The organism is Nocardioides sp., assembly GCF_050699375.1.
In the GTDB taxonomy this organism is placed as follows: domain Bacteria; phylum Actinomycetota; class Actinomycetes; order Propionibacteriales; family Nocardioidaceae; genus Nocardioides.
Genome location: NZ_JBOHDN010000365.1, coordinates 1 through 5,629 on the forward strand (window position 1 = coordinate 1; position 5,629 = coordinate 5,629).

Below are 5,629 nucleotides of genomic sequence, written 5' to 3' on the forward strand. Positions count from 1 at the left end.
TCCGGTCGGTGAGCCGGCCGACGAACGGCGCCGCGACGAACGAGACCAGCGCCATCGGCACCATCAGCATCGAGGCCTCGAGAGCGGTGTAGCCGCGGACCAGCTGGGCGTAGAGCATCAGCGGGAAGCCCATCGCGACCGCCGCGAAGCCCATGCAGGAGATCGCCAGGCCGGAGACGGAGAAGTTGCGGTCGGCGAAGATGCCCAGCGGCACCAGCGGCTCGTTGCGGTTGCGTGACTGCCACCAGACGAAGAGCGCCATGATCGCCACGCCGCCGACCACGAGCGCCCAGGTGACGGCGTCCCAGTCCCGCTTCTCGCCGTTCTGCAGGCCGAAGACCACGCAGAACATCCCGAGGCCGCTGAGCAGCACGCCGAGCCAGTCGAAGGCGTGCTGGTGGGTCTCCAGGACCGGCACCAGCCACCAGTTGAGCGCGATCGCGACGATGCCGATCGGCACGTTGACGAAGAAGATCCACTCCCAGCCGCCGGCCGCGACCAGCAGCCCGCCGGCGAGCGGCCCGACCAGGGTCGCGATGCCTGCGGTCGCGCCCCACAGCGCCATCGCGGCCCCGCGTCGCTCGGCCGGGAAGATCCGGGTGATGGTCGCCATCGTCTGCGGCGTCATCATCGCCGCGCCGAGGCCCTGCACCGCCCGTGCGGCGACCAGCGACTCGATGTTGTCGGCCAGGCCGCACCACAGGGACGAGACCGTGAAGACGGCCAGGCCGGCCAGGTAGACCCACTTGGGTCCGACGCGGTCGCCGAGCCGTCCCATGATGAGCACCGGGATGGCGTACGTCAGCATGTAGGCGCTGGTGACCCACAGCACCGCGTTCGCGCTGGCGTCGAGCTCGGCCATGATGTCCGGCGTCGCGACGGTCACGATCGTCATGTCGACCAGCAGCATGAAGAAGCCGATGCACAGCGCGAACAGCGCCCGCCACGGATGGTCGGTCGCTGCTGCCGCGGTGGCAGCGGTCGTCTGCGTCATATACACAGTCAACACCCGACCGCCGACACCTCTGTCGGTGGTGCCGGGCACAATGGGCCGCATGACGCACCAGGACCTGATGGCCGGCCCGCCGCCGACCCACCTTCCCGCAGACCCGGCCACCGACGAGCTGGCCGCCGGCACCGAGCCGGCCGAGGTCGTCCGCCACAACCCGGCCTCGCCCGCGGCCTGGGCCGCCCTGGCCATGGCCGCCAAGGAGTCCGGCGCCGAGGACGTGACCATCTACGCCTACGCCCGTGTCGGCTACCACCGCTCGCTCGACATGCTGCGCCGCAACGGCTGGAAGGGTCACGGCCCGGTTCCGTGGGAGCACGAGCCCAACCGCGGTTTCCTGATCAGCCTCGCCCTCCTCGCCGAGCAGGCCAAGGCGATCGGCGAGACCGAGGAGTGGGAGCGCTGCAGCGAGTTCCTGCGCGACAGCAGCCCGGCGGCGTACGACGCTCTTCTTGGCTGACCCCAGCTCACCCTCCTGAAGCGATTACCGAATCGCACCCGACCGGCCATTTCGCCTAGCCTTGGCCTGTGACTGAGCAGCCCAACGCCAACGCGCCCGCACCGGACCTCACCGAGCCCAGCTTCGATGAGCAGAGCCTGGTCCGGCGCGAGAAGCGCGAGCGCCTGCTGGCCGAGGGGAAGGCGGCGTACGCCATCGGGATCGGCCGCACGCACACGCTCGCCGAGGTGCGCGAGGCGTACGAGGAGAAGCTCGAGTCCGGCGAGGAGACCCAGGACGTCGTCACCGTCGCCGGCCGGGTCATGTTCGTCCGCAACACCGGCAAGCTGGCGTTCGCCACCCTCCAGGAGGGGATCGGCACCCGGCTCCAGGTGATGCTCTCGCTCGCCGAGGTGGGCGAGGAGGCGCTGGCCGAGTGGAAGGCGCTGGCCGATCTCGGTGACCACGTCGCCGTCACCGGCCGGGTGATCTCCTCGCGCCGTGGCGAGCTCTCGATCATGGCCTCCTCGTGGCAGATGGCGGGGAAGGCGCTGCGGCCGCTGCCGGTGCTCCACAAGGACCTCTCCGAGGAAGCGCGGGTGCGGCAGCGCTACGCCGACCTGATCGTGCGCCAGGAGGCGCGCGACATGGTGCGCACCCGGGCCGCGATCACCCAGGCGGTGCGCCGCCGGCTCGAGGACGACGGCTACCTCGAGGTCGAGACGCCCGTCCTGCAGCTCATCCACGGCGGTGCCCACGCACGCCCGTTCAACACCCACATGAACGCCTTCGACCAGCAGATGTCGCTGCGGATCGCGCTCGAGCTCAACCTCAAGAAGGCCGTCGTCGGCGGTGTCGACAAGGTCTACGAGATCGGCCGGATCTTCCGCAACGAGGGCGTCGACTCGACCCACTCGCCCGAGTTCACGATGGTCGAGGCCTACCAGGCCTACGGCGACCAGTTCACCATCGCGGAGATGCTCAAGGGGCTCTTCCTGGCCGCGGCCGACGCGGTCGGGACCCGTCAGATCGAGGTCTCGACAGGCTCGACCACCGGGGACGACTCGACCACCGATGAGACACAGGTCATCGACCTGGACGGCGAGTGGAGGTGGCTGCCCGTCTACCAGGGCGTCTCCGAGGCCGTCGGTGTCGAGGTCACGCCCGACACGGACCTGGAGACGCTGCGGGCTCTCGCCGACAAGCACGATGTCGAGCTCGACCCGGCGTGGGAGGCCGGCAAGGTCGTCATGGAGCTGTGCGGTGAGCTCGTCGAGCCGCACCTGATCCAGCCGACGTTCCTGTGCGACTTCCCGGCGATCGCGCAGCCGCTGGCCCGGCTCAACGACGACGAGCCGCGCCAGGTGCTCGCCTGGGACCTGATCATCGGCGGTGTCGAGCGCGGCACCGGTTTCACCGAGCTCATCGACCCGGTCGTGCAGCGCGAGATCCTCACCGCGCAGTCGCTGATGGCCGCCGGTGGGGACCCCGAGGCGATGCAGCTCGACGAGGACTTCCTGCGTGCGCTGGAGTACGGCGCCCCGCCCATGGGCGGCATGGGATTCGGCCTCGACCGGATGATCATGCTCTTCACCGGCGCCGGGATCCGCGAGACCATCCTCTTCCCCTTGCTCAAGCCGGAGGCCTGAGACTGTTCTCCATACCTGGCACTAAGGTGCCAGGTATGGAGAACGGCCGATCGCAGACGCTGATGACCGCGCTCGGGTTCGCCCCGGACGCGGCGCAGCTCTACAGCCGGCTCCTCCCGCTCAACGGGTGGCCGTTGGTGGTCGTGGCGGCGACGCTGTCGACCTCCGAGGAGGAGCTGAAGGAGGCGGCCGCGCCGCTGGTCGAGAGCGGCGTGGTCTGCGTGGTCGGCGAGACGTTGACCGTGCTGGGGCCGACGGCAGTGGTCGCGCACATGCTGGAGCGGGCCGCGACCAGGGCGCAGGACGCCCACGACCATCTGCTCAAGATCTCCCAGTCGGTGCCGTACGTCGCCGGCACCGCCGCACGGTTGCCCACCACCATCGGTGAGGAGCACCCGATCGACGGTGAGGTGATCGCCACCGAGTTCTCGCCGGACACCTTCGAGCGGCTGGTCTCGGCCACCTCGGGCGACCTGCTGTGGCTGCGGCCGGCGGTGACCGTGCACCCCTCGGAGATGAGGTTCATCTCGGTCATCGAGTCCACGATCAAGACGGGCCGCCGGTGTCGGGGGATCTACCCGGTCGCGGCACTGAAGCACTCGCCCGACGTGCTGCGGATGCGGGTCGAGATCGGTGAGGAGGTCCGGATCCTGCCGCGCGTGTCCACCCACCTGATGGTGGTCGGCAGCACGCACGCGATGTTCCCCGACCCCCTCGGCCCGGTGGAGCAGCCCATGGTCAACGTACGCCAGCGGGCGATCGTCGAGCTGGTCACCAGCTACTACGAGGAGCTGTGGCGCCGGGCCCTGCCGGCGGCCGAGCTCGAGGACCTGCCGGCGGCCGAGCGCCGCCTGCTGCTCGAGGAGCTGGCCCGTGGCGGCCAGGACGAGCAGATCGCGCGACGCCTGGGGGTCTCGCTGCGTACGGTCAGGCGCCGGGTGGCCGAGCTGCTCGAGACGCTCGGCGCGACCTCCCGGTTCGAGGCGGGCGTCGAGGCGGCGCGACGCGGTTGGCTGTGACGTACGGCCTCGGGTTTGCTAGCGTGTGGTCGCAAGAGCCCTGGTCTTGCCAGGGCTCTTTGCGTTCTAGATGGGTCCAGCTGGATGGATCCGGCACACACTAGATATTTGATGCGTTGAGCAGCCGCCTCACGGCGGAGGGACTCCGTCCGGAGTGAAGGAGCAACACACATGCCCGCGATCACGATCATCGGCGCCCAGTGGGGCGACGAAGGCAAGGGCAAGGCAACCGACCTGCTCGGTGAGCAGGTCGACTACGTCGTGAAGTTCAACGGCGGCAACAACGCCGGCCACACGGTGGTGATCCGCCAGGACGACGGGACGAGCGAGAAGTACGCCCTCCACCTGCTGCCCAGCGGCATCCTGACCGCCGGCGTGACGCCGGTGATCGGCAACGGCGTCGTCGTCGACCTCGAGGTGCTCTTCGAGGAGCTGACCGGCCTGGAGGAGCGCGGCGTCGACATCTCCAAGCTGAAGCTTTCGGCCAGCGCCCACGTCATCGCCGACTACAACCGCCAGCTCGACAAGGTCACCGAGCGGTTCCTCGGCTCGCGCAAGATCGGCACCACCGGCCGCGGGATCGGGCCCACCTATGCGGACAAGGTCAACCGGATCGGCATCCGCGTCCAGGACCTCTTCGACGAGTCGATCCTGCGCGGCAAGGTCGAGGGTGCGCTGGAGCTGAAGAACCAGCTCCTCGGGAAGGTCTACAACCGGCGCGGCTTCACCATCGACGCGATCGTCGAGGACCTGCTCTCCTATGCGGACCGGATCGCGCCGATGGTCTGCGACACCGGGCTGCTCCTCAACCAGGCGCTCGACCGCGGCGAGACCGTGCTGCTGGAGGGCGGCCAGGCGACGCTGCTCGACGTCGACCACGGCACCTACCCGTTCGTGACCTCCTCCAACGCCACCTCGGGCGGCGCGTGCACCGGCTCCGGGATCCCGCCGACGCGGATCGACCGGGTGGTCGGGATCGTGAAGGCCTACACCACCCGCGTGGGTGAGGGACCGTTCCCGACCGAGCTCTTCGACGAGTCGGGCGCCTACCTGGCCGAGAACGGCCACGAGTTCGGCACCACCACAGGCCGCCCGCGCCGCTGCGGTTGGTACGACGCGGTCATCGCCCGCTACGCAGCCCGCGTCAACGGCGTCACCGACTTCGTCCTCACCAAGCTCGACGTGCTCGGCGGCCTCGACGAGATCCCGGTGTGCGTGGCGTACGACGTCGACGGTGTCCGCCACGACGAGATGCCCGTCAACCAGTCCGACTTCCACCACGCCACGCCGATCCTGGAGTATCTGCCGGGCTGGAAGGAAGACATCTCCGGCGCCCGGTCGTTCGCCGACCTCCCGGCCAACGCCCAGGCCTACGTGAAGTACGTCGAGGAGATCTCCGGCGCCCCGATGTCCGTCATCGGCGTGGGGCCCGCCCGCGACGAGACGGTCATCATCAACTCGTTGACCTGAGGTTGTGAAGCTGAGAGTGGCCTATAGGTCACTCTCAGCTTCA

Annotated in this window: 5 protein-coding genes; 4 read left to right on the top strand and 1 reads right to left on the bottom strand. The window is 69.3% G+C overall.

All coding sequences use genetic code 11. The features are described 5' to 3' along the window. The coding region (locus tag ACRDPS_RS24240) for a DHA2 family efflux MFS transporter permease subunit (protein ID WP_431504234.1) at window positions 1–994 on the bottom strand (994 nt) is incomplete at its 3' end. A gap of 61 nt (window positions 995–1,055) precedes the next feature. Here ACRDPS_RS24240 and ACRDPS_RS24245 point away from each other — a divergent pair. The 4 genes from ACRDPS_RS24245 (at window position 1,056) to ACRDPS_RS24260 (ending at window position 5,586) form a co-directional block, all read left to right on the top strand. Beyond that, window positions 1,056–1,469, top strand: coding sequence for a DUF3151 domain-containing protein (locus ACRDPS_RS24245; protein WP_431504235.1), 414 nt, complete (start codon window positions 1,056–1,058; stop codon window positions 1,467–1,469). Window positions 1,470–1,606: 137 nt separating this feature from the next. Further along, window positions 1,607–3,097, top strand: a complete 1,491-nt coding sequence (gene lysS / locus ACRDPS_RS24250) for a lysine--tRNA ligase (RefSeq protein ID WP_431504238.1) — start codon at window positions 1,607–1,609, stop codon at window positions 3,095–3,097. 35 nt (window positions 3,098–3,132) lie between these two features. Next, window positions 3,133–4,116, top strand: coding sequence for a response regulator transcription factor (locus ACRDPS_RS24255; RefSeq protein ID WP_431504236.1), 984 nt, complete (start codon window positions 3,133–3,135; stop codon window positions 4,114–4,116). A 171-nt stretch (window positions 4,117–4,287) separates the two neighbouring features. After that, complete coding sequence (locus ACRDPS_RS24260) at window positions 4,288–5,586, top strand: adenylosuccinate synthase (protein WP_431504237.1); 1,299 nt, start codon at window positions 4,288–4,290, stop codon at window positions 5,584–5,586. Window positions 5,587–5,629 lie beyond the last annotated feature (43 nt).